Here is a 21764-nt window from a genome sequence, read left to right on the forward strand (position 1 = left end):
GCAACAAAACTGTTGGCTTTCGGTGAATGACTTTTAGAAGGTCTGGCCCAGGGAGAACTGGAATACCTGGGTATCGGCATCATCCGGTTTCTTGATCGGCATGGCCAGGCTGAAACTCAGCGGACCCAGTGCAGTGATCCAGGTCAGACCGACACCCACGGAGCTGGCCAGATTGCTGAAATCGATATCGCAGCTGTCGCTGAGCTTCTTCTGACTGGACGAGCAATTGGTGTCGAAGACGTTACCCACGTCCCAGAACAGCGCGGTGCGCAGCGAGCGCTGATCCTTGACGAACGGCAACGGGAAGAGCATCTCGACACCACCCTGGACGAGCACGTTACCACCAAAGGGCAGCGGATCCTGATCCGGGTCACGCAGGGTTCCTGGTTTGTTACCACTGCTCGGCGTACTACGCGGCCCCAGGCTGCTGTCCTTGAAGCCACGTACCGAGTTGAAACCGCCGGCATAGTAGTGCTCGTAGAACGGCAGTTCCGCGGTGCTACCGTAGCTGTCGCCATAACCCAGCTGGGTGTGGAAACGCAGGGTGTAGTTGTCGCTGATCGGGGTGAACACCTGGCCACGGTAGTCGAGCTTGTAGAACGACAGGTCGCTACCCGGAATGGTGGTTTCCAATACCAGGCTCTGCGAATGACCACGGTTGGCCAGCACGCCACGGTTCAGGGTCGACTCGGACCAGCCGATGGAGCCCTTGAAGTTCAGGTAGTTGTCACCCTCAGCGTCGATGAAATCGAAAATTTCGTCGACGGTGTAACGACCGGTGTCGATGCTGTCCTGCTGCACGGTCAGGCCGTAGGTCAGGCGCGAGGTCTCACTGATCGGATAGCCGATGTTGATACCGGCACCCAGGCTGTCCACCGAGTAGCTGGATACGTCGACATCGAGCTCATCGTAGTCGGTGGTACGGTAGAAGGCGTTGTAACCCAGGCTGACGCCGTCGACGGTCCAGTAGGGGTCAACGAAGCCAAAGCTGTAACGGGTCTGGTATTCACTGCGGGTCAGGCCGATGCTGACGCGGTTACCGGTACCGAGGAAGTTGTTCTGGCTGATCGAACCACCCAGGATCAGACCAGCATTCTGGGCAAAGCCGACGCTGGCGGTAATGGAACCGGACGGCTGCTCTTCGACGCTGTAGTTGACGTCGATCTGGTCGTCGGTGCCCGGTACCTGCGGGGTTTCGACGTTGACTTCCTTGAAGAAACCCAGACGCTCGAGGCGGACCTTGGACTGGTCGATCAGGTAGGTCGAAGCCCAGCCACCTTCCATCTGGCGCATTTCGCGGCGCAGCACTTCGTCTTCGGACTTGGTGTTGCCACGGAAGTTGATGCGGTTGACGTAAGCACGCTTGCCTGGATCGACGAAGAAGGTGATCGAGACGGTGTTGTCCTCGTCGTGCGCTTCCGGCACACCATTGACGTTGGCGAAGGTGTAACCCTCGTTACCCAGACGACGGGTGATCAGCTCGCTGGTGGTGGTCATGATCTTGCGCGAGAAGACCTGCCCTTCCTTGACCAGCAGCAATGCGCGCACATCTTCTTCCGGAACCTTGAGGTCACCGGACAGCTTCACGTCGCGGACGCTGTACTTTTCGCCCTCTTCGACGTTGACGGTGATATAGACGTGTTTCTTGTCCGGCGTGATGGATACCTGGGTCGAGCTGATATCCATGTTGATATAGCCGCGGTCCAGGTAGTAAGAGCGCAGACGCTCCAGGTCACCGGACAGTTTTTCGCGGGCGTACTTGTCGTCGTTCTTGAAGAAAGACAGCCAGTTGGTGGTTTTCAGCTCGAACAGGTCGACCAGATCCTCATCGGAGAACACGGTGTTGCCGACCACGTTGATGTGGGAGATGGCCGCTACGGTGCCTTCGTTGATGGTGATCTTCAGCGCCACGCGGTTACGCGGCTGCGGAATCACTTCGGCCTCGATCTCGGCCGAGTAGCGGCCCTGGGCGACGTACTGGCGCTGCAGTTCGTTACGCACGCCTTCGAGTGTGGCGCGCTGGAAAATCTCGCCCTCGGCCAGACCGGACTGGTTCAGGCCCTTGAGCAGATCTTCGGTGGTGATGGCCTTGTTGCCTTCGATCTCAATACCGGAAATGGAAGGACGTTCGACCACGGTAACGACCAGCACGTCGCCATCGCGACCAAGCTGGATGTCCTGGAAGAAGCCGGTACGGAACAGCGAGCGAGTGGCATCCACCAACTGGCGATCATCGACGGACTCGCCCACGTTGAGGGGCAGTGCGCCGAACACGCTGCCGGCGGACACCCGCTGCAAGCCATTGACGCGAATATCGGAGATGGTGAAGGACTCGGCGTGAACTTCGGCGATCATCAATGCGGACAGTACCGCAGGTAGCAGCAGACGTTTCATGAAGTCCTTTCTTATTCCAACTGACGATAAAAACTGCCGCTTAAGCGACACTTCTTTTAAATCTCAAGAGCGTATTCAGCAATGCTCACAGGCGGCTGAGGTCGTTGACCAGGGCGAGCAGCATGACCCCGATGACCAGACTGATGCCGATCTGCATCCCCCAACCCTGAACCCGCTCAGACAAGGGGCGACCACGCACCCACTCGACCAGATAAAACAGCAGATGCCCACCATCCAGCACGGGAATGGGCAGCAGATTGAGAACTCCCAGGCTAATGCTCAGATATGCAAGGAATTTCAGGAAATCCCCCAGCCCTGACTCAGCTGAAGCGCCCGCCACTTTAGCAATGGTTATCGGCCCACTCAAGTTTTTTACCGAGAGCTCTCCGAACAGCATTTTCTTCAGCGAATCGAGGGTCAACAGGCTCATTGCCCAGGTCTGACGCATGCCCTCGGCGACACCTTTGAGCGGACCGTAACGCACCTCGCGGAGCATCTCGGCAGGCCATTCAACGCCCTGAACGCCCGCGCCCAGGTAGCCACTGCGGGCCTCGCCCTCGCCTCGCGACGCCAGAGTCAGCTGCACATCCCTCTCCTGGCCATCGCGCTCGAAACGCAGCGCGACCGTCTCGCCCGGCAGCGCCCGCACGCGATCGACCAGATCCTGCCAATCGGCCAGCGCTTGATCATCGAGCGCCAGCAGGCGATCACCCGGCTGCAGGCCGGCAGCATAAGCCGGCCCTTTGGAATCGACTTCAGCCAGCACAGGCTCCAGCACCGGACGCCATGGGCGAATACCCAGCGAACCGATCGGGTCCGGTTCATCGACACCACGCAGCCAGTTGTCCAGTTGCACCTGCTTGGGCGTTTCGACCGTGGAGCCCGACTCGGTCACACGCAGGTCGAGCGCGCCGCTTTCACCCAGACGCCGCACCAGTTGCAGGTTGACCGCCGCCCAGCCATTGGTGGCCTCACCGTCGACCGCGACGATCTCCTGCCCTGCACGCAGCCCGGCAGCCTCCGCCAGGCTGTCCGGCTGCACCGCACCGATGACGGGGCGCACCTGCTGACTGCCGAGCATGGCGACGAACCAGAAGAACAGCATCGCCAGCAGGAAATTGGCCAGCGGGCCGGCAGCGACGATAGCGATACGCTGGCGTACGCTCTTGCGATTGAAGGACTGCTCGACAAGCTCGGGCGGCACATCGCCCTCGCGCTCATCGAGCATCTTGACGTAGCCGCCCAGGGGAATGGCGGCAATGACGAATTCGGTGCCGTGGCGATCATGCCAGCGCACAAGTGGCGTGCCGAAGCCGACGGAGAAACGCAGAACCTTGACGCCGCAGCGCCGGGCCACCCAGAAGTGCCCATACTCGTGAAAGGTCACCAGGACACCCAGCGCGATCAGGGTGCCAACCAGCATATACAGCCCACTCATTTCACTTCTCCAGCCCTACGGGGCCGCTCAGGTTCTGATGCATGCCGGATGATCGCCGGCTCAACGAGCGGCCAGCCACTGCGCGGCCAACTCACGCGCCCGGGCGTCGGCTTCGAATACCGCGTCGAGCGCTTCGACAGCCCTGACCGGTTGCGCGTTCAGCACGGACTCAATCATACCCGCGATATCGACGAAACGGATGCGTCGCTGCAGGAACGCCTCGACCGCCACCTCGTTGACCGCATTGAGCGTCGCCGGCGCACTGCCGCCGGTCTGCGCCGCCTCGCGCGCCAGACGCAGGCAGGGAAAACGCTGCTCGTCAGGGCGCTCGAAATCCAGGCGACCGACGGCGAACAGATCCAGAGCAGACACTCCCGAATCGATACGCTCCGGCCATGCCAGGGCATGGGCGATAGGCGTGCGCATGTCCGGGTTGCCGAGCTGGGCCAGGACCGAACCATCAACGTAATCGACCAGAGAATGAATCACGCTCTGCCGGTGGATAACCACCTCGATCTGTTCGGGACGCGCGTCGAACAACCAGCAGGCCTCGATCATCTCCAGGCCCTTGTTCATCATGCTCGCCGAATCGACCGAAATCTTGCGCCCCATCGACCAGTTCGGATGTGCACAAGCTTGCTCGGGCGTGACGTGCTCCAGCTCGACCAGGGGCGTTTCGCGGAAAGGTCCGCCGGAGGCCGTCAGCAGCACGCGGCGCACACCGACTGCCTGCAGGCCGCGCGAATAATCACCTGGCAGGCACTGGAAAATGGCGTTGTGCTCGCTGTCGATCGGCAGAAGAACCGCCCCGCTCTGCTTGACGGCCTGCATGAACAAGGCGCCGGACATCACCAGCGCCTCCTTGTTGGCCAGCAGTACCTTCTTGCCGGCCTGCACGGCCGCAAGCGTCGGCTTGAGCCCGGCAGCACCGACGATGGCAGCCATCACGCAATCGACGGCCGCATCGGCGGATACCGCGCACAACCCCTCCTCGCCGATCAGCACTTCGGTCGCCAGTCCGGCGACACGCAAACGGTTCTGCAGCTCGAGCGCCGAATCGGCATCAGGCACCACGGCGTAGCGCGGGTTATGGCGCACACAGAGCGCCTGCAGCTCCGCCAGGCGGGAATAACCGGTAAGGGCGAATACCTGGTAACGCTCGGGATGACGAGCGATCACATCCAGCGTGCTGAGACCGATGGAGCCGGTCGCGCCCAGCACCGTGACCTGTTGCACTGCACTCACAACGAGCCCCAGCCGGCCAGCCAGAGCAATGTGGCGAATACGGGAATCGCTGCGGTAAGACTGTCGATACGATCCAGCACGCCACCGTGGCCTGGCAGCAGATTACTGCTGTCCTTGATCCCGGATTGGCGCTTGAACATGCTTTCGGTCAGGTCGCCAACCACGGAAATCAGCACCACCACGGCAGCGCCGGCCATGGCCAGCAACAGCCCCGTGCCGGACCAGCCTTGCTGCAGCCCGACCAGCAGGGTGATCAGCAGACTAGCAGCGAGGCCGCCATACAACCCTTCCCAGCTCTTGCCCGGGCTGACCCTGGGCGCCAGCTTGCGCTTGCCGAAGGTCTTGCCGGAGAAATAGGCACCGATATCAGCGCCCCAAACCAGCACCATCACCGCGATGATCAGCGCATTGGCCTGCGGCCACTGCTTGAGCAGAACCAACCCCTGCCATGCCGGCAGGAGAATCAACAGGCCGATCAGCAAACGGCCCGGTACACCGCCCCAGTAACGACTGCTATCGGGATAGCTCAGCACCAGCATGGTCGCCACCAGCCACCACAGCACCGCCACCAGCAAAAGCATCGGCGCGACGGCCGGGACCAGATACAGCAAGCCGAGCAACACAGCCACCGCCGCAGCATAAGCCACGCGCAGCGACTGCGCATCGAACCCCGCCAGCCGCGCCCACTCCCACGCACCCAGGGTGACCACTGCCCCAATGAACAGCGCGAAGGCGCCACCTTCGAGCAGGAAGAAACCGCCCAGAGCAATGGGCAGCAGTACCAGCGCCGTGATGATTCGTTGTTTGAGCATTAGGAGCGTGCCTCAGCTTCCACCTGCTCGCTGGTCTTGCCGAAGCGACGCTGGCGGGTAGCGAAATCGGCCAGCGCCTTGCGCATGGCCTCGTGCTTGAAATCCGGCCAGTAAAGGTCGGAGAAGTACAGTTCACTGTAGGCCAACTGCCAGAGAAGGAAATTGCTGATGCGGTGCTCTCCCCCCGTGCGAATGCACAGGTCGGGCAAGGGCAGGTCACCGGTTGCCAGACAGCCCTGGAGCAATTGCGGGGTAATGTCTTCGGCTTGCAAATGCCCCGCCTGCACCTCACGCGCCAGGCGCTGAGCGGCCTGGGCAATATCCCACTGACCGCCGTAATTGGCAGCGATCTGCAAGGTGAAGCGACGATTGCCGGCAGTCAGCAGCTCCGCTTCGCGCATGGCAGCCTGCAACTCAGGATGGAAGCGCGAGCGGTCGCCGATGATGCGCAGGCCGATGTCGTTATCCAACAGACGCTTGGCCTCACGGCGCAGCGCGCCGAGGAACAGCTCCATCAGCGCACCGACTTCTTCGGCCGGGCGCTGCCAGTTCTCGCTGGAAAAAGCGAACAGGGTCAGCACCTCGACACCCGACTCGGCACAGACCTCGATCACCGCGCGAACCGCGTCGACCCCGGCCTTGTGCCCCGCCACACCCGGCAAAAGGCGCTTCTTCGCCCAGCGGTTGTTGCCATCCATGATGATGGCGACATGCCTTGGCACCGCCCCCTGGTTGTTCTTGTCCATGTGTGGGCGCCCAGCCGTCAAACGGCCATCAGGTCCGCTTCCTTGACCTCGAGCGCCTTGTCCACGTCACCGATGAACTTGTCAGTGATCTTCTGCAGCTCGTCAGCAGCGCGGCGCTCTTCGTCTTCGCTGATTTCCTTGGCCTTGGACAGCTTCTTCAGCTCGGCCAGGGCATCGCGACGCACGTTGCGCACCGCAACCTTGGCATCCTCGGCAACGCCACGCGCCTGCTTGGTGTAGCCCTTGCGGGTTTCCTCGGTCAGGGCGGGCATCGGCACACGGATGGTGGTGCCGGCGCTGCTCGGATTCAGGCCCAGGTCGGAAGTCAGGACGGCCTTCTCGATGGCGGCACCGAGATTCTTGTCGTGCGCGACGATCTTCAGGGTACGCGCATCCTCGACGGTGATCGCAGCGACCTGATTGAGCGGCATGTCGCTGCCCCAGGCCGGGACCTTGATGCTATCGAGAATGCTCGGATGGGCACGACCGGTACGAATGGAAGCCAGGTTGCGACCCAGTGCCTCCAGGGACTTGCTCATGCGTTCCTGAGCGTCTTTCTTGATGTCGTTGATCATTGTGCATCCTCCTCGATCAGGGTTCCTTCAGCGCCACCCACTACAACGTTCAGCAGGGCGCCGGGCTTGTTCATGTTGAAGACCCGCAGCGGCATGGTGTGATCACGGCACAGGCAGATGGCGGTCAGATCCATCACGCCCAGCTTGCGGTCGAGCACCTCGTCATAGGTCAGACGCTCGAACTTCTCGGCATGCGGGTCCTTGAACGGGTCGGCAGTGTACACGCCATCGACCTTGGTCGCCTTCAGAACCACGTCGGCATCGATCTCGATGGCGCGCAGGCAGGCAGCCGAATCGGTGGTGAAGAACGGATTGCCGGTGCCCGCGGCGAAGATCACCACTTCGCCGGTCTTCAGGTGGCGCATGGCTTTGCGGCGGTCGTAATGATCGGTGACGCCGACCATGGAGATCGCCGACATGACGATGGCCGGGATGTTCGAGCGCTCCAGCGCATCACGCATGGCCAGCGCATTCATCACGGTCGCCAGCATGCCCATGTGGTCACCGGTGACGCGATCCATGCCGGCAGCGGACAGCGCCGCACCGCGGAACAGGTTGCCGCCACCGATCACCAGGCCGACCTGCACACCGATGCCGACCAGTTGGCCAACTTCCAGCGCCATGCGATCGAGCACTTTGGGATCGATGCCGAAATCTTCCGAGCCCATCAGGGCTTCGCCGCTAAGTTTGAGCAGAATGCGTTTGTAGCGAGGTTGGCGACCAGTGGTCTGCTGAGCCATTGCAAGTCTCTCCTGCGGCGATATGAAATTCTTGAGCAACGCGCCTGGGCGCTGCAATCATCCGGCACTTCGAACGTGCCGACGACCGTAGGTTGCACGGCCGCCTGTACATTTGTCGCCCCTAATTCGGCAAAGAGGCTGCACGCGCAAGCGGGCAGCCTCTCTGGGACAACTGGCCTAACCGCCGATTACTGCTTGCTGGCAGCAACCTGAGCGGCGACTTCGGCAGCGAAGTCGGTCTCGGCCTTCTCGATACCCTCGCCCACTTCGTAACGAACGAAGGAAACGACTTCGGCACCGGCTTTCTTGACCAGGTCACCGACCTTGACTTCCGGGTCCATGATGAAGGCTTGCTCGACCAGACTGGCTTCGGCCAGGAACTTGGCGATACGGCCTTTGACCATGTTCTCGACGATGTTTTCCGGCTTGCCGGCGATCTTCTCGGCGTTCAGCTGCAGGAAGATTTCCTTTTCCTTGGCAACCAGCTCCTCGGAAACCTGGTCCGGCGAAACGACGGCCGGGTTGGAAGCTGCAACGTGCATGGCAACGTGCTTGGCCAGTTCGTCGTTGCCGCCTTTCAGGACGACCAGAACGCCGATGCGGTGGCCGTGCAGGTAGGCACCAACGGTTTCGCCGGAAACGGCGGTCAGACGACGGATGTTGACGTTCTCGCCGCACTTGGCAACCAGGGCTTCACGAGCCGATTCGCGCGAGGCGATCAGCGGAGCAGCGTCGGTCAGGTTCTTCTCGAAGGCTTCATCCAGGCTTTCCTTGACGAAACCTTTGAAGTCATCCTGCAGAGCCAGGAAGTCGGTCTGCGAGTTGACTTCGATGATCAGGCCACGACCACCTTCGACGCGAACGGCGATGGAGCCTTCGGCGGCGATGTTGCCGGCCTTCTTGGCAGCCTTGATGGCGCCGGAAGCGCGCATGTCATCAATGGCTTTCTCGATGTCGCCACCAGCGGCAACCAGGGCCTTCTTGCATTCCATCATGCCTTGGCCGGTACGCTCGCGCAGTTCTTTAACCAGGGCCGCAGTAATCTCTGCCATCTTGAAAATCCTCTCGGTAGGTCTTCAACCAAATCAAATCTTTGAGTGGCAAAAAGGGGGCCTAGCCCCCTTCTTGCACAGCGCATAACGCTAAATGCTTGGCGTTACCGCTTAGCCTTCGGCGCTCTCGACTGCGGCTTCTTCGACGAACTCCTCAGTCGCGCCGCCAGCGTTGCTGCGACCACGGATCACGGCGTCAGCCATGGCACCCATGTACAGCTGGATGGCGCGGATGGCGTCGTCGTTACCCGGGATGATGTAGTCAACGCCTTCCGGGCTGCTGTTGGTATCGACGATGCCGATGACCGGGATGCCCAGCTTGTTGGCTTCGGTGATAGCGATGCGCTCGTGGTCAACGTCGATCACGAACAGAGCGTCCGGCAGACCGCCCATGTCCTTGATACCACCCAGGCTGCGATCCAGTTTTTCCAGATCACGGGAACGCATCAGGGCTTCTTTCTTGGTCAGCTTGGCGAAGGTGCCGTCCTGGGACTGGGTTTCCAGCTCGCGCAGGCGCTTGATCGAAGCACGGATGGTCTTGTAGTTGGTCAGCATGCCGCCCAGCCAGCGGTGATCGACGAACGGCGAGCCGCAACGAGCAGCTTCTTCGCGAACGATCTTGCCAGCGGAACGCTTGGTGCCGACGAACAGGATCTTGTTCTTGCCAGCAGCCAGCTTCTCAACGAAAGCCTGGGCTTCGTTGAACATCGGCAGGGTTTTTTCGAGGTTGATGATGTGAATCTTGTTGCGCGAGCCGAAAATGTACTTGCCCATTTTCGGGTTCCAGTAACGGGTCTGGTGGCCGAAGTGCACACCGGCCTTCAGCATATCGCGCATGTTGACTTGGGACATGATAGTTCCTTGATAAGTCGGGTTAGGCCTCCACGCATCCCAGTTTCCAACCCTCGAACTTGTCGAAAGGCACCCAGGAAACCGTGTCGATACGTGTGTGGGTTTAGGCTTTCGGACGTAGTGCCCGTAAAGCGGCGCGTTTTATACCACACAAAGCAGCCGCAAGCTACAGGATTCAGGCTGCAAGTAGAGGCGAACCCCCTGCACCGGCGACCACCGCGCTCAGCTTGCGGCTTGTAGTTTGAGGCTTGCAGCTGCCTTTTTGGGGCTTGCGCCTCGTAGCTGCTAAGATACTCCCCTTTTCCGTACGCGCCCGAGAGCTTCATATGACCGTCACCATCAAATCCGCCGAAGAAATCGAGAAAATGCGCGTGGCCGGCCGCCTGGCCGCCGAAGTGCTGGAGATGATCGGCGAGCACGTCAAGCCGGGCGTGACCACCGAAGAGCTGGACCGCCTCTGCCACGACTATATCGTCAACGTACAGCAGGCCATCCCCGCCCCGCTCAACTACAAGGGCTTCCCAAAGTCGATCTGCACCTCGATCAACCACGTGGTGTGCCATGGCATTCCCAACGACAAGCCGTTGAAGGATGGCGACGTACTGAACATCGACATCACCGTGATCAAGGATGGCTACCACGGCGATACCAGCAAGATGTTCATGGTCGGCAAGGTCGCCGAATGGGCCGAGCGTCTGGCCAAGGTCACTCAGGAATGCATGTATAAAGGCATCGAACTGGTCAAGCCGGGCGCACGCCTGGGCGATATTGGCGAAGTGATCCAGAAGCATGCCGAGAAGAACGGTTTCTCCGTGGTCCGCGAATACTGCGGCCATGGCATCGGCGCCGTGTTCCATGAGGAGCCGCAGGTGCTGCACTACGGCAAGGCCGGCACCGGTATGGAGCTCAAGGAAGGCATGACCTTCACCATCGAACCGATGATCAACCAGGGTCGCGCGGAAACCCGCCTGCTCGGCGACGGCTGGACTGCGATCACCAAGGACCGCAAGCTTTCCGCACAGTGGGAACATACCGTGCTGGTCACCGCCGATGGCTACGAGATCCTGACCCTGCGCAGTGACGACACTCTGCCGCGCACGTCCGCCTGAAACACAACCGCAACGGTGCGCAAGTCGCACCCTATGCCCTATATAAAGGAAGGCAATTGCATGCCGCAGATGGACCCCGAACTGTTTGACCGAGGTCAGTTCCAGGCCGAGCTGGCGCTCAAGTCCAGCCCCATCGCTGCATTCAAGAAGGCCATCCGCAGCGCGCGTGAAGTCCTTGATGCGCGCTTTCGCGAGGGTCGCGACATTCGCCGCCTGGTCGAGGATCGCGCCTGGTTCGTCGACCAGATCCTGCAGGAGGCATGGAAGCGCTTCGCCTGGAGCGAGGACGCCGATATCGCCCTGCTCGCCGTCGGTGGTTACGGCCGCGGCGAACTGCACCCCTACTCGGATATCGACCTGCTGATCCTGCTCGGCAGCGACGATCACGAGGTGTTCCGCGAGCCCATCGAAGGCTTCCTCACCCTGCTTTGGGATATTGGCCTGGAAGTCGGCCAGAGCGTGCGCTCGGTGGATGAATGCGCCGAAGAAGCGCGCGCCGACCTGACGGTGATCACCAACCTGATGGAAAGCCGCACCATTGCTGGCCCGGAACGCCTGCGCCAGCGCATGCAGCAGGTCACCAGCACAGAGCAGATGTGGCCGAGCAAGCACTTCTACCAGGCCAAGCGCGACGAGCGCAGAGCGCGCCACGCCAAGTACAACGACACCGAATACAACCTCGAGCCCAACGTCAAGGGCTCGCCCGGCGGCCTGCGCGACATCCAGACCGTGTTGTGGGTGGCCCGCCGCCAGTTCGACACCCTCAATCTGCAAGCCCTGGTCGGCCAGGGCTTTCTGCTGGAGAGCGAATACGCCCTGCTCTCCTCCAGCCAGGAGTTCCTGTGGAAGGTGCGCTACGCCCTGCACATGCTGGCCGGGCGCGCCGAAGACCGCCTGCTGTTCGATTACCAGGCGAAGATCGCCGCTCTGTTCGGCTATCAGGACGGCGACGGCAAGCGCAGCATCGAACACTTCATGCAGAAGTACTACCGCGTGGTGATGGCCATCTCCGAACTGTCGGATCTGATCAACCAGCACTTCGAGGAAGTCATCCTGCGTGCCGGCGAAAGTGGCCCGGCAACGCCCTTGAACAGTCGCTTCCAAGTGCGCGACCGCTACATCGAGGTCACCCACCCGAACGTCTTCAAACGCACGCCGTTCGCCATCATCGAAATCTTCGTGCTGATGGCGCAGCACCCGGAGATCAAGGGCGTACGCGCCGACAGCATCCGCCTGCTACGTGACAGCCGCCACCTGATCGATGACGAGTTCCGCAAGGACATTCGCAACACCAGCCTGTTCATCGAACTGTTCAAGTGCAAGGAAGGTATTCACCGCAACCTGCGGCGGATGAACCGCTACGGCATTCTCGGCCGCTACCTGCCGGAGTTCGGCCATATCGTCGGGCAGATGCAGCACGACCTGTTCCACATCTATACGGTCGATGCGCACACTCTCAATTTGATCAAGCACCTGCGCAAGTTCCGCTGGCCGGAGCTGGCGGAGAAATTTCCGCTGGCCAGCAAGCTGATCGAAAAGCTGCCCAAGCCGGAGCTGATCTACCTCGCCGGCCTCTACCACGATATCGGCAAGGGCCGCGGCGGCGATCACTCCGAACTCGGCGCGGTGGATGCCGAAGCCTTCGCCCGCCGCCATCATCTACCGGCCTGGGACGGCGCACTGATCGTCTGGCTGGTGCAGCATCACCTGGTGATGTCCACCACCGCGCAACGCAAGGACCTCTCCGACCCGCAGGTGATCCACGATTTCGCCCAGTTCGTTGGCGACCAGACGCACCTGGATTACCTCTACGTGCTGACCGTGGCCGACATCAACGCCACCAACCCCAGCCTGTGGAATTCCTGGCGCGCCAGCCTGCTGCGTCAGCTCTACACCGAGACCAAGCGCGCCCTGCGCCGCGGCCTGGAAAACCCGCTGGATCGCGAAGAACAGATTCGCCAGACGCAGAGCGCCGCCCTGGACATCCTGGTGCGCGGCGGTACCGACCCGGACGACGCCGAGCAGCTATGGAGCCAGCTCGGCGACGACTACTTTCTGCGCCACACCGCCAGCGACGTGGCCTGGCATACCGATGCCATTCTCCAGCATCCCAACGATGGCGGCCCGCTGGTACTGATGAAGGAAACCACCCAGCGCGAATTCGAGGGCGGTACGCAGATCTTCATCTACGCACCGGACCAGCATGACTTCTTCGCCGTGACCGTGGCGGCGATGAGCCAGCTCAACCTGAACATTCATGACGCGCGGATCATCACTTCCACCAGCCAGTTCACCCTGGATACGTATGTCGTGCTGGATGCCGACGGTGGCTCGATCGGCGACAACCCGGCGCGAATCCAGCAGATCCGCGCCGGCCTGATCGAAGCACTGAAGAACCCCGACGACTACCCGACCATCATCCAGCGCCGGGTACCGCGCCAGCTCAAGCACTTCGCCTTCGCCCCGCAGGTGACCATTCATAACGACGCGCAGCGGCCGGTGACCATCCTCGAGCTGACCGCCCCGGACCGCCCCGGCCTGCTGGCACGGATCGGACGCATCTTCCTCGAATACGATCTGTCGCTGCAGAACGCCAAAATCGCCACCCTCGGCGAGCGCGTCGAAGACGTATTCTTCATTACCGACGACAAAGGCCAGCCGCTGTCCGACCCCGAGTTCTGCGCGCGCCTGCAGGAAGCGATCATCGCCAAGCTCGCCGAGCCAAGTGCCCCGAGCACGACGCAGATCACCTTCTGAGCAGCTGGATGCGGCGGGCGCCGCACCCTGGACCGGAGTCAGATCCTGAAGCTGTCCACCAGTTGCTTGAGGCGGCGGACCTGCTGATCCAGCTCGGTACAGGCGCTGAGGCTGGACTGCAGGTTGCGCACGCCATCCTGGTTCAGCGTGTTGATCTCGGTGATGTCCATGTTCAGGCTCTCGATCACCGAGGTCTGCTCCTCGGTGGCGGTGGCCACTGACTGGTTCATGCCGTCGATTTCACCGATGCGATGGGTCACCCCGCGCAGGTTCTCGCCGGCCTGCCCACCGATGCGCACACTGTCGTCACTGAAGCGACGACTCTCGGCCATGGTCGCCACGGCGTCACGGGCTCCAGCCTGCAGTTGCTCGATCATCTGCTGGATCTCCAGCGCCGAGCTCTGCGTGCGCTGCGCCAGGTTGCGCACCTCATCGGCGACCACGGCAAAACCTCGCCCGGCCTCACCGGCACGCGCCGCCTCGATGGCGGCGTTGAGCGCCAGCAGGTTGGTCTGCTCGGAAATGCCCTTGATCACATCGAGAATCTGGCCGATGTCGTTGCTCTTCTCGCTGAGCAGTTCGATATGCCGACCGGAAGCCTGGATCTTCTCCGACAGCTCCCCCATCGAACTCAGGGTCCGTTCCACCATGCCCTGGCCTTCCTCGGCGTCACGGCGCGCATCACTGGCCTGCACGGAAGCATCGGCAGCATTGCGCGCGATCTCCTGGGCGGCTGCACCGAGCTCGTTGATCGCGGCGGCGACGCTGTCGGTGCGCGCGGCCTGTTCACTGGAGTTACCCATGGAGGCATTGGACGCCTGCACCACGGTGCTGACCCGTGCATGCACCTCGCGGGTCGCGGAGGCCACTTCGCGGATGGATTCGTGAATACGCTCGACGAAGCGGTTGAAGGCCCCCGCCAACTCACCGAACTCGTCGCCGGAGGCGATCGTCAGGCGCTGGGTCAGATCCCCCTCACCTTCGGCGATGCCGCCCATGGCGTGGCTCATCACGTGCAGCGGACGCAGCAGGATACGGATCAGCGCACCAAGCAGGATCAGGATGGCAACCACGCCGATGATCGTGACCATCAGCGCAGACACGCGAAACTCGCTGAGCGCGGCGAACGCCTTGCCCTCATCGACGGATAAACCGACGTACCAGCGCACGCCCGACAGCCCCTTCACTGGCAGGAAGGTGACCAGACGAGCGCTACCCTCGATGGACGAAGCATCCTGCAGGCCAGGTTGCAGACGTGGTGCACCGCTGGGGAATAGGTCCGCCAGGGTCTTGAGCACCAGGCTCTTGTCGGGATGCACCAGCACCGTGCCCTTCTCGTCGACCAGGAAGGCGTAGCCCATGCCGCCGAGATCGAAGGAATTGAGGATGTCATCAACCGTCTGCAATTTCAGGTCGCCGCCGACCACACCCTGCAGGGCACCGCCAACGCTGACCGGTCGGGTGATGGTGATCAGCAGACCGTCACGCGGATCGGCCGCCAGGTAAGGCTCGGTAAGGCCTGGCCCGCCGCTGCCCACCGCACTCTTGTACCAGGGACGCTGACGAGGATCGTAACCGGCAGGCAACTCGCTGGCCGGGAACTGGGTATAGGTGCCGTCAGCCTGGCCGAAATAGGCATAAAGGAAGGCCGATGCGATGCTGCGATGCTGCAGGTTGCGGCGCAGTGGTTCGGGCGAGCTGTCGTCCTGGACAGATTCGGCGAGGTTATCCAGCAACTGCATGCGCCCATCGAGCCAGTGCTGGATGTTGCCAGTGGAGACGATTCCGACGTCGTTCAGATAGTTGGACAGATTGTCGCGGATCGCATTGCGTTGCAGGTAATCGTTATACAAGGCAAATGACGCGAAAGCCGCGATGACCACCAGGGAAGCAGCCAGCATGATCTTGTGACTGAATTTGAGGGTGCGCATGGAGAGAACTCGCCGGAAGAAGGGATGAACGGGTGACATGAGGATTATCGGCTGAGCGTGTGCCGTCTTGAGCTACACAGGCATCGGTTTGGCGACCTAAACGGATGGAAAACGGACGGACAAAGGGAATTTCCCCAAAGGGCCTGCCGTGCTAGTGTCGCCAGCTTTGTCGCCGCCTCATAAAGGACCCGTCGGATCATCATGAACCACGCCCTCGCCCAGTTGCAGCCCTACCCGTTCGAAAAGCTCCGCGCCCTGCTTGCCGGCGTGCAACCTGCCGCCGACCGCTCGCCGATCGCCCTGTCGATCGGCGAGCCCAAGCACCGCTCACCGGACTTCGTCGGCCAGGCCCTGACCGCCAACCTCGACAAGCTGGCTGTGTATCCGACCACCCTGGGCCTGCCCGAACTGCGCCAGAGCATTGCCAACTGGTGCGAACGCCGTTTCGGCGTGCCGGCAGGCTGGCTGGATGCCGCGCGCCACGTGCTGCCGGTCAACGGTACGCGCGAGGCGCTGTTCGCCTTCACCCAGACGGTGGTCGACCGCGATGCCAGGGGCCTGGTAGTCAGCCCCAATCCGTTCTATCAGATCTACGAAGGCGCCGCGTTCCTTGCCGGTGCCGAGCCGCACTATCTGCCGTGCCTGGAAGCTCACGGCTTCAACCCGGATTTCGAGGCAGTGCCGGCAGAGGTCTGGCAACGCTGCCAGATCCTGTTCCTCTGCTCGCCCGGCAATCCCACCGGCGCGCTGATCCCGGTCGAGACTCTGAAAAAACTGATCGCCCTGGCTGATGAACACGACTTCGTCATCGCCGCCGACGAGTGCTACAGCGAACTGTACTTCGACGAAGATACTCCGCCTCCGGGCCTGCTCAGCGCCTGCGCCGAGCTGGGCCGCAGCGATTTCAAACGCTGCGTGGTGTTCCATAGCCTGTCCAAGCGCTCCAACCTGCCGGGCCTGCGCTCCGGCTTCGTCGCCGGCGACGCCGGGATCCTCAAGGATTTCCTGCTGTACCGCACCTACCATGGCTGTGCCATGCCGGTGCAGACCCAGCTGGCCAGCGTAGCGGCCTGGAACGACGAGGCGCATGTGCGTGCCAACCGTGATCTGTATCGTGAGAAGTTCGATGCGGTGCTGAAAATTCTGGCCCCGGTAATGGACGTTCAGCGCCCGGACGGCGGTTTCTACCTGTGGGCTCGCACGCCGGGTGACGACACCCTGTTCACCCGCGACCTGTTCGCCAGCGAACACGTGACCGTGGTGCCGGGCTCGTATCTGTCGCGCGAGGTCGATGGCGTCAATCCGGGTGCCGGACGCGTGCGCATGGCGCTGGTCGCGCCCCTGGCAGAATGCATCGAGGCCGCCGAGCGCATCGCCCGCTTCATTCGCGGCGCCTGAAGCCCTCTATAGTCGTGGCTAAAGCCCCTCCCCCAGGAACCTGGCATACGGAGGGCCTGAGCCCGTAGGGCGGGTGCAACCCGCCCCCTGCCCGCTGCCGAGGCAGGGCCCGGCGGATTGTTCGCTTCGCGCCTGAATCCGCCCTACGAATGAACGCGGGCGCCTCAGCTATTGTGTAGACGCGCCTCGGCGATATCCAGATCGCGCAGAATTTCGGTCAGCATGTCGTCATCCAGCTCGTTGTCCTTACGCATGCGGTACAGCTCCAGCCGCTGAGTGCGCAGTGCCTGCAGACGCAGGCGGTACTCCAGACGATCCACTTCGCGCTGCTGCTCCCGCGACTCCTCGCCGTCGCGGGCACGCTCGAGCAGGTCGCGGTATTCGCTCATCAGCCGGGCCTTGACCTCCGCCGAGGAAATCGCGCCCTCGGCATTGGCCGCGCGCTCGTCCTCGGATTCCAGGTAGCGAATCGCCGACTCCAGTATCACTGCACGATGACGATTGAGTTCACGCTCGCGCAAGGCCGCATTGTCCTGAGGCAGGCGCGGCAATATCCGCGGTAAAGCCACACTGGCCACCAGCAGCGAGAGCAGGATCACCCCGGCGGCGAGCAGAATCAGCAGATCACGCTGGGGAAACGCCTGGCCACTGTTGAGCAGCAACGGCAGCGACATCACGCCAGCCAGGGTTACCGCCCCACGCACGCCGCCCAGGGTCAGCACTGCGCTCAGCGCGATACGGGACTGCCCGGCGAAACGCGTCGGCTCGCCACGCAGGCGGCGCACCGCCCCGGAAACCCGCCAGTAGCCGTAGACCCAGACGAAACGCAGCAGCATCAGAATCGCGTAGATCGCCACCACCATGCCTAGCGCCTCGAGGGCGAACAGCCAGGGCGCCTCATGCATGCCCAGCGCGGCATCGAGAATGTCAGGCAACTGCAAGCCGAGCAGCAGGAAGATCAGGCCGTTGAATGTGAACTCCAGTAAGGTCCAGACGCTGCGATTGAGCAGGCGCGTGGAGGTCTGCCTGGGCAGCAGATCGAGGCGGCTCTGCATCATCCCTGCCGCCACTGCGGAAAGAATACCGGACAGCCCCAGATGCTCGGCGGCGACATAGGCGGCGAATGGCAGCAACAACAGCAACAGTACGTGCGGTGCTGGGTCTTCCCAGCCACGGGCGATCATCCAGGCGCGCAAACGCCCCAGCAGGTAGCTCAGGGCCACACCAACGGCCAGGCCACCGAAGGCCACCAGCACGAATTGCACACCAGCGTCGGTAATCGAGAACACCCCGGTCAGGGTCGCTGCCACGGCGAATTTGAACGCCACCAGGCCCGAGGCGTCGTTCATCAGCGCCTCGCCCTGCAGCAAATTGTTCAAGGTGCTCGGCAGGCGCCCATGGGTGATCGCCGACACCGCCACGGCGTCGGTCGGCGACAACACGGCGGCCAGCGCGAAGCAGGCAGCGAGTGGCACCTGAGGCAACAACCAGTGAATGAAGTGTCCGGCGCCAAGGATGGTGAAAAACACCAGGGCGAAGGCCAGCAACAGGATCGGCGTGCGCAACTGGCGGAACTGCCCCTTGGGCATTCGCCAACCATCGACGAACAGCAGCGGCGGGATGAACAGCAGCAAAAACAGCTCAGGCTCGAGGCGCACATGCAGCCCCAGCACGGGTATCGCCAGCAGCGCGCCGATCAATATCTGCAGCAGCGGTAGCGGCAACGGGATGAACTGAGCGGTAATACGGGTGCCACTGACCACCAGTAGCATGGTCAGGATGGTGTAGAGCAGTTGCATGGGACCAACCTCGATGGAGCAGGCCCCATTCTAGAGGCTTGCTTGCCTTTGGTGCGAGCCACCCGGCCGCCGACGCCACAACGCAGACGCTACCCGGCGCTCATGGCATAATGCTCGGCCAAAATTTCGAAGACAGACCGCGCCCGCCTAGTGGGGCGCCAGCAACATAGGAAGTGCAATGAGCTACGTCCTCTACGGCATCAAAGCCTGCGACACCATGAAGAAGGCCCGCACCTGGCTCGATGAGCACAAGGTCGACTACGCCTTTCACGACTACAAGAGCGCGGGCATCGACCGCGCCAGCCTGGAAAAGTGGTGCAACGAGCACGGCTGGGAAACCATCCTAAACCGCGCCGGCACGACTTTCCGCAAGCTCGATGACGCACAGAAAGCCGACCTCGACCAGGCCAAGGCCATCGACCTGATGCTAGCCCAACCGTCGATGATCAAGCGCCCGGTACTCGATATGGGCGGCAAGACCCTGGTCGGTTTCAAACCGGATAACTACCAAGCCGCGCTGGCCTGAACAATCTCACCCCGATTTCGTTGCAAGGAACCCATCTATGAGCACCTCCCTCTTCAGCATCGCCTTCGGCGTTGGCACCCAGAACCGCCAGGGCAACTGGCTGGAAGTCTTCTATGCACTGCCGCTGCTCAATCCGACCAGCGAACTGGTGGCCAAGGCCGCCGAGAAGCTCGGCTATCAGGGCGGCAACCAGGCCATCGCCTTCAGCACTGCACAAGCTGCCGATCTGGCTGAAGCGCTGAAAGGCGTGGACGCGGCTCAAGCGGCACTGCTGACCCGCCTGGCCGAAAGCCACAACCCGCTGGTCGCCACTTTCCTGGCTGAGGATGCTGCACCGACCAGCACCCCGGAGGCCTATCTCAAGCTGCACCTGCTGTCGCATCGTCTGGTCAAGCCACACGGCCTGAGCCTGGCGGGCATCTTCCCGCTGCTGCCCAACGTCGCCTGGACCAGCCAGGGTGCTGTCGACCTGAACGAGCTGGCCGAGCGTCAGCTGGAAGCGCGCCTGAAGGGCGAGCTTCTGGAAGTGTTCTCGGTGGATAAATTCCCGAAAATGACCGACTACGTGGTGCCGGCTGGCGTACGTATCGCCGACAGTGCTCGCGTGCGCCTGGGTGCCTACATCGGCGAAGGCACCACCGTGATGCACGAAGGTTTCGTCAACTTCAACGGCGGTACCGAAGGTCCGGGCATGATCGAAGGCCGTGTCTCCGCTGGCGTGTTCGTCGGCAAGGGATCGGACCTGGGCGGCGGCTGCTCTACCATGGGCACCCTGTCCGGCGGCGGCAACATCATCATCAGCGTTGGCGAAGGTTGCCTGATCGGCGCCAACGCCGGCATCGGTATCCCGCTGGGCGACCGCAATACCGTGGAAGCCGGCCTGTACATCACCGCCGGCACCAAGGTGAACCTGCTCGACGAGGGCAACGCCCTGGTCAAGGTGGTCAAGGCGCGCGACCTGGCTGGCCAGCCAGACCTGCTGTTCCGTCGCAACTCGCTGACCGGTGCCGTGGAGTGCAAGACCCACAAGTCGGCCATTGAGCTGAACGAAGCCCTGCACGCTCACAACTAAGAGGCAGCGCCAAGCTGCAAGCTACAAGCCGCAAGCGTTGCGGCTCGAACTTGCAGCTTGCGGCTTGAAGCTCATGGCTCTCAACTCCCCCTGGCGTGCCGATTTCCCCGGCATTCTCGCTCTCGCAGCCGAAGGCCAGACCTATCTGGACAGCGCCGCCACTGCGCAGAAACCGCAGGCGGTGCTGGACGCTCTGCTCGGCTACCTGGCCAGCGGCGTTGCCAACGTGCATCGTGCCCAGCACCTGCCAGGCGAGCGCGCCACCCGCACCTTCGAGGCGACACGCAGCAAGGCTGCGCAGTGGCTGAATGCGGCCAGCGCCGAGGAGATCATCTTTACCCGCGGCAGTACCGAATCGCTGAACCTGCTGGCCTACGGCCTGGAGCACCTGTTGCAACCCGGCGAGCAGATCGTTATCAGCGCGCTAGAGCACCACGCCAACCTGCTGCCCTGGCAGCAACTGGCCAAGCGCCGGGATCTGGAGCTGGTGATCCTGCCGCTGGATGATACGGGGACGATCGATCTGGATCAGGCCGCCCGACTGATCGGCCCACGCACCCGCCTGCTGGCGGTTTCGCAGCTGTCCAACGTGCTTGGTCGCTGGCAACCGCTGCCCGAACTGCTGGCCCTGGCGCGTGCGCAAGGCACCTTCACTGTAGTGGATGGGGCCCAGGGAGCGGTGCATGGTCGGCATGATATGCAGGCGCTGGGCTGCGACTTCTACGTGTGCTCGTCGCACAAGCTCTACGGCCCCGACGGCGTCGGCCTGCTTTACGGGCGAAGCGAGGCGCTTGGCCAACTGCGGCATTGGCAATTCGGCGGCGAGATGGTGCTCGACGCCGACTATCAGCACGCGCGCTTTCGCCCGGCGCCGCTCGGTTTCGAGGCCGGCACACCGGCCGTGTCCGCCGTGATAGCACTGGGCGCTGCGCTGGATTGGCTGAGCGGTTTGGATGACGCGGCCATGGCCCGGCATGAAGCGGCCCTGCATGCCGAACTGCTGGCCGGTCTGCAAGCCCGTGACGGCATTCGTCTGCTTGGCCAGCCGCAGTTGGCGCTGGCCGGCTTCTGCGTCGACGGCATCCATAACGCCGACCTGGCGCACCTGCTGACCGAACAGGGTATCGCCGTACGGGCCGGTCACCACTGCGCCATGCCACTGATGAAAAGCCTGGGCCTCAGTGGTGCGATTCGTGTCTCGCTCGGCCTGTACAACGATGGCGAAGATCTGCAGCGATTCTTCAGCGCCCTGGATAGTGCTTTGGAGCTGCTTCGATGAACACCACGAACGCCCCCTGTGGGAGCGGACTTGTCCGCG

17 protein-coding genes and 1 pseudogene are annotated in these 21764 nt (G+C 62.4%); 6 read left to right on the forward strand and 12 right to left on the reverse strand.

Translation table 11 applies throughout. The features are described 5' to 3' along the window. Positions 1–33: 33 nt before the first annotated feature. From bamA to rpsB, 9 genes are all read right to left on the reverse strand, one after another. A complete protein-coding gene (gene bamA, locus B3P22_RS11840; RefSeq protein WP_296271094.1) occupies positions 34–2394 on the reverse strand; it encodes an outer membrane protein assembly factor BamA in 2361 nt (786 codons plus the stop codon). An 85-nt stretch (positions 2395–2479) separates the two neighbouring features. After that, positions 2480–3832 carry a sigma E protease regulator RseP gene (rseP, locus tag B3P22_RS11845; protein WP_275547335.1) on the reverse strand — a complete coding sequence of 451 codons (1353 nt, stop codon included), beginning with the start codon at positions 3830–3832 and terminating at the stop codon, positions 2480–2482. 60 nt (positions 3833–3892) lie between these two features. Then, on the reverse strand, positions 3893–5077 hold the full coding sequence (gene ispC / locus B3P22_RS11850; protein WP_275547336.1) for a 1-deoxy-D-xylulose-5-phosphate reductoisomerase: 1185 nt from the start codon (positions 5075–5077) through the stop codon (positions 3893–3895). Next, on the reverse strand, positions 5074–5889 hold the full coding sequence (locus B3P22_RS11855) for a phosphatidate cytidylyltransferase (protein WP_275547337.1): 816 nt from the start codon (positions 5887–5889) through the stop codon (positions 5074–5076). Before B3P22_RS11855 ends, ispC begins: the two co-directional genes overlap by 4 nt. Beyond that, the gene (gene uppS, locus B3P22_RS11860; RefSeq protein ID WP_197857841.1) at positions 5889–6635 is read right to left on the reverse strand and encodes a polyprenyl diphosphate synthase; all 747 of its coding nucleotides are present in this window, start codon (positions 6633–6635) and stop codon (positions 5889–5891) included. Before uppS ends, B3P22_RS11855 begins: the two co-directional genes overlap by 1 nt. A gap of 17 nt (positions 6636–6652) precedes the next feature. After that, positions 6653–7210, reverse strand: a complete 558-nt coding sequence (frr, locus tag B3P22_RS11865) for a ribosome recycling factor (protein ID WP_275547338.1) — start codon at positions 7208–7210, stop codon at positions 6653–6655. Continuing rightward, positions 7207–7950: a UMP kinase gene (pyrH, locus tag B3P22_RS11870; RefSeq protein WP_147809583.1), complete on the reverse strand. Its 744-nt coding sequence runs from the start codon at positions 7948–7950 to the stop codon at positions 7207–7209. The genes frr and pyrH overlap by 4 nt, the downstream gene beginning before the upstream one ends. 188 nt (positions 7951–8138) lie before the next feature. Next, a complete protein-coding gene (gene tsf, locus B3P22_RS11875; protein WP_275547339.1) occupies positions 8139–9002 on the reverse strand; it encodes a translation elongation factor Ts in 864 nt (287 codons plus the stop codon). Positions 9003–9113: 111 nt separating this feature from the next. Beyond that, positions 9114–9854: a 30S ribosomal protein S2 gene (rpsB, locus tag B3P22_RS11880; protein WP_296271095.1), complete on the reverse strand. Its 741-nt coding sequence runs from the start codon at positions 9852–9854 to the stop codon at positions 9114–9116. Positions 9855–10180: 326 nt separating this feature from the next. Between rpsB and map the strand changes: the two genes are divergently transcribed. Beyond that, entirely contained in the window at positions 10181–10963 is a 783-nt protein-coding gene (gene map, locus B3P22_RS11885) for a type I methionyl aminopeptidase (RefSeq protein ID WP_275547341.1), read from the forward strand. A gap of 60 nt (positions 10964–11023) precedes the next feature. Then, positions 11024–13720, forward strand: coding sequence for a [protein-PII] uridylyltransferase (locus tag B3P22_RS11890; protein WP_275547342.1), 2697 nt, complete (start codon positions 11024–11026; stop codon positions 13718–13720). A 38-nt stretch (positions 13721–13758) separates the two neighbouring features. Here B3P22_RS11890 and B3P22_RS23905 read toward each other — a convergent pair whose 3' ends face one another. Both B3P22_RS23905 and B3P22_RS23910 read right to left on the reverse strand, forming a co-directional pair. Next, positions 13759–14523: a methyl-accepting chemotaxis protein gene (locus tag B3P22_RS23905; RefSeq protein WP_419096432.1), complete on the reverse strand. Its 765-nt coding sequence runs from the start codon at positions 14521–14523 to the stop codon at positions 13759–13761. 90 nt (positions 14524–14613) lie between these two features. After that, positions 14614–15690: pseudogene (locus B3P22_RS23910) on the reverse strand (HAMP domain-containing protein); the annotation flags it as partial. A 162-nt stretch (positions 15691–15852) separates the two neighbouring features. Between B3P22_RS23910 and dapC the strand changes: the two are divergent. Further along, positions 15853–17049 carry a succinyldiaminopimelate transaminase gene (dapC, locus tag B3P22_RS11900; protein ID WP_275547344.1) on the forward strand — a complete coding sequence of 399 codons (1197 nt, stop codon included), beginning with the start codon at positions 15853–15855 and terminating at the stop codon, positions 17047–17049. Between the two features lie 164 nt (positions 17050–17213). Here the strand turns inward: dapC and B3P22_RS11905 are convergent, their stop codons facing one another. Then, positions 17214–18848, reverse strand: a complete 1635-nt coding sequence (locus tag B3P22_RS11905) for a Na+/H+ antiporter (RefSeq protein WP_013716429.1) — start codon at positions 18846–18848, stop codon at positions 17214–17216. Positions 18849–19026: 178 nt separating this feature from the next. On the opposite strand from B3P22_RS11905, the gene B3P22_RS11910 reads away from it, so the two are divergent. The 3 genes from B3P22_RS11910 (at position 19027) to B3P22_RS11920 (ending at position 21725) form a co-directional block, all read left to right on the forward strand. After that, on the forward strand, positions 19027–19374 hold the full coding sequence (locus tag B3P22_RS11910; protein WP_013716430.1) for an ArsC family reductase: 348 nt from the start codon (positions 19027–19029) through the stop codon (positions 19372–19374). 37 nt (positions 19375–19411) lie between these two features. Continuing rightward, positions 19412–20446 carry a 2,3,4,5-tetrahydropyridine-2,6-dicarboxylate N-succinyltransferase gene (gene dapD, locus B3P22_RS11915; RefSeq protein WP_013716431.1) on the forward strand — a complete coding sequence of 345 codons (1035 nt, stop codon included), beginning with the start codon at positions 19412–19414 and terminating at the stop codon, positions 20444–20446. 73 nt (positions 20447–20519) lie between these two features. Continuing rightward, positions 20520–21725 carry an aminotransferase class V-fold PLP-dependent enzyme gene (locus B3P22_RS11920; RefSeq protein ID WP_275547346.1) on the forward strand — a complete coding sequence of 402 codons (1206 nt, stop codon included), beginning with the start codon at positions 20520–20522 and terminating at the stop codon, positions 21723–21725. Positions 21726–21764: the final 39 nt, after the last annotated feature.

The organism is Pseudomonas sp. UBA6323 (assembly GCF_002439135.1).
Lineage (GTDB): Bacteria > Pseudomonadota > Gammaproteobacteria > Pseudomonadales > Pseudomonadaceae > Aquipseudomonas.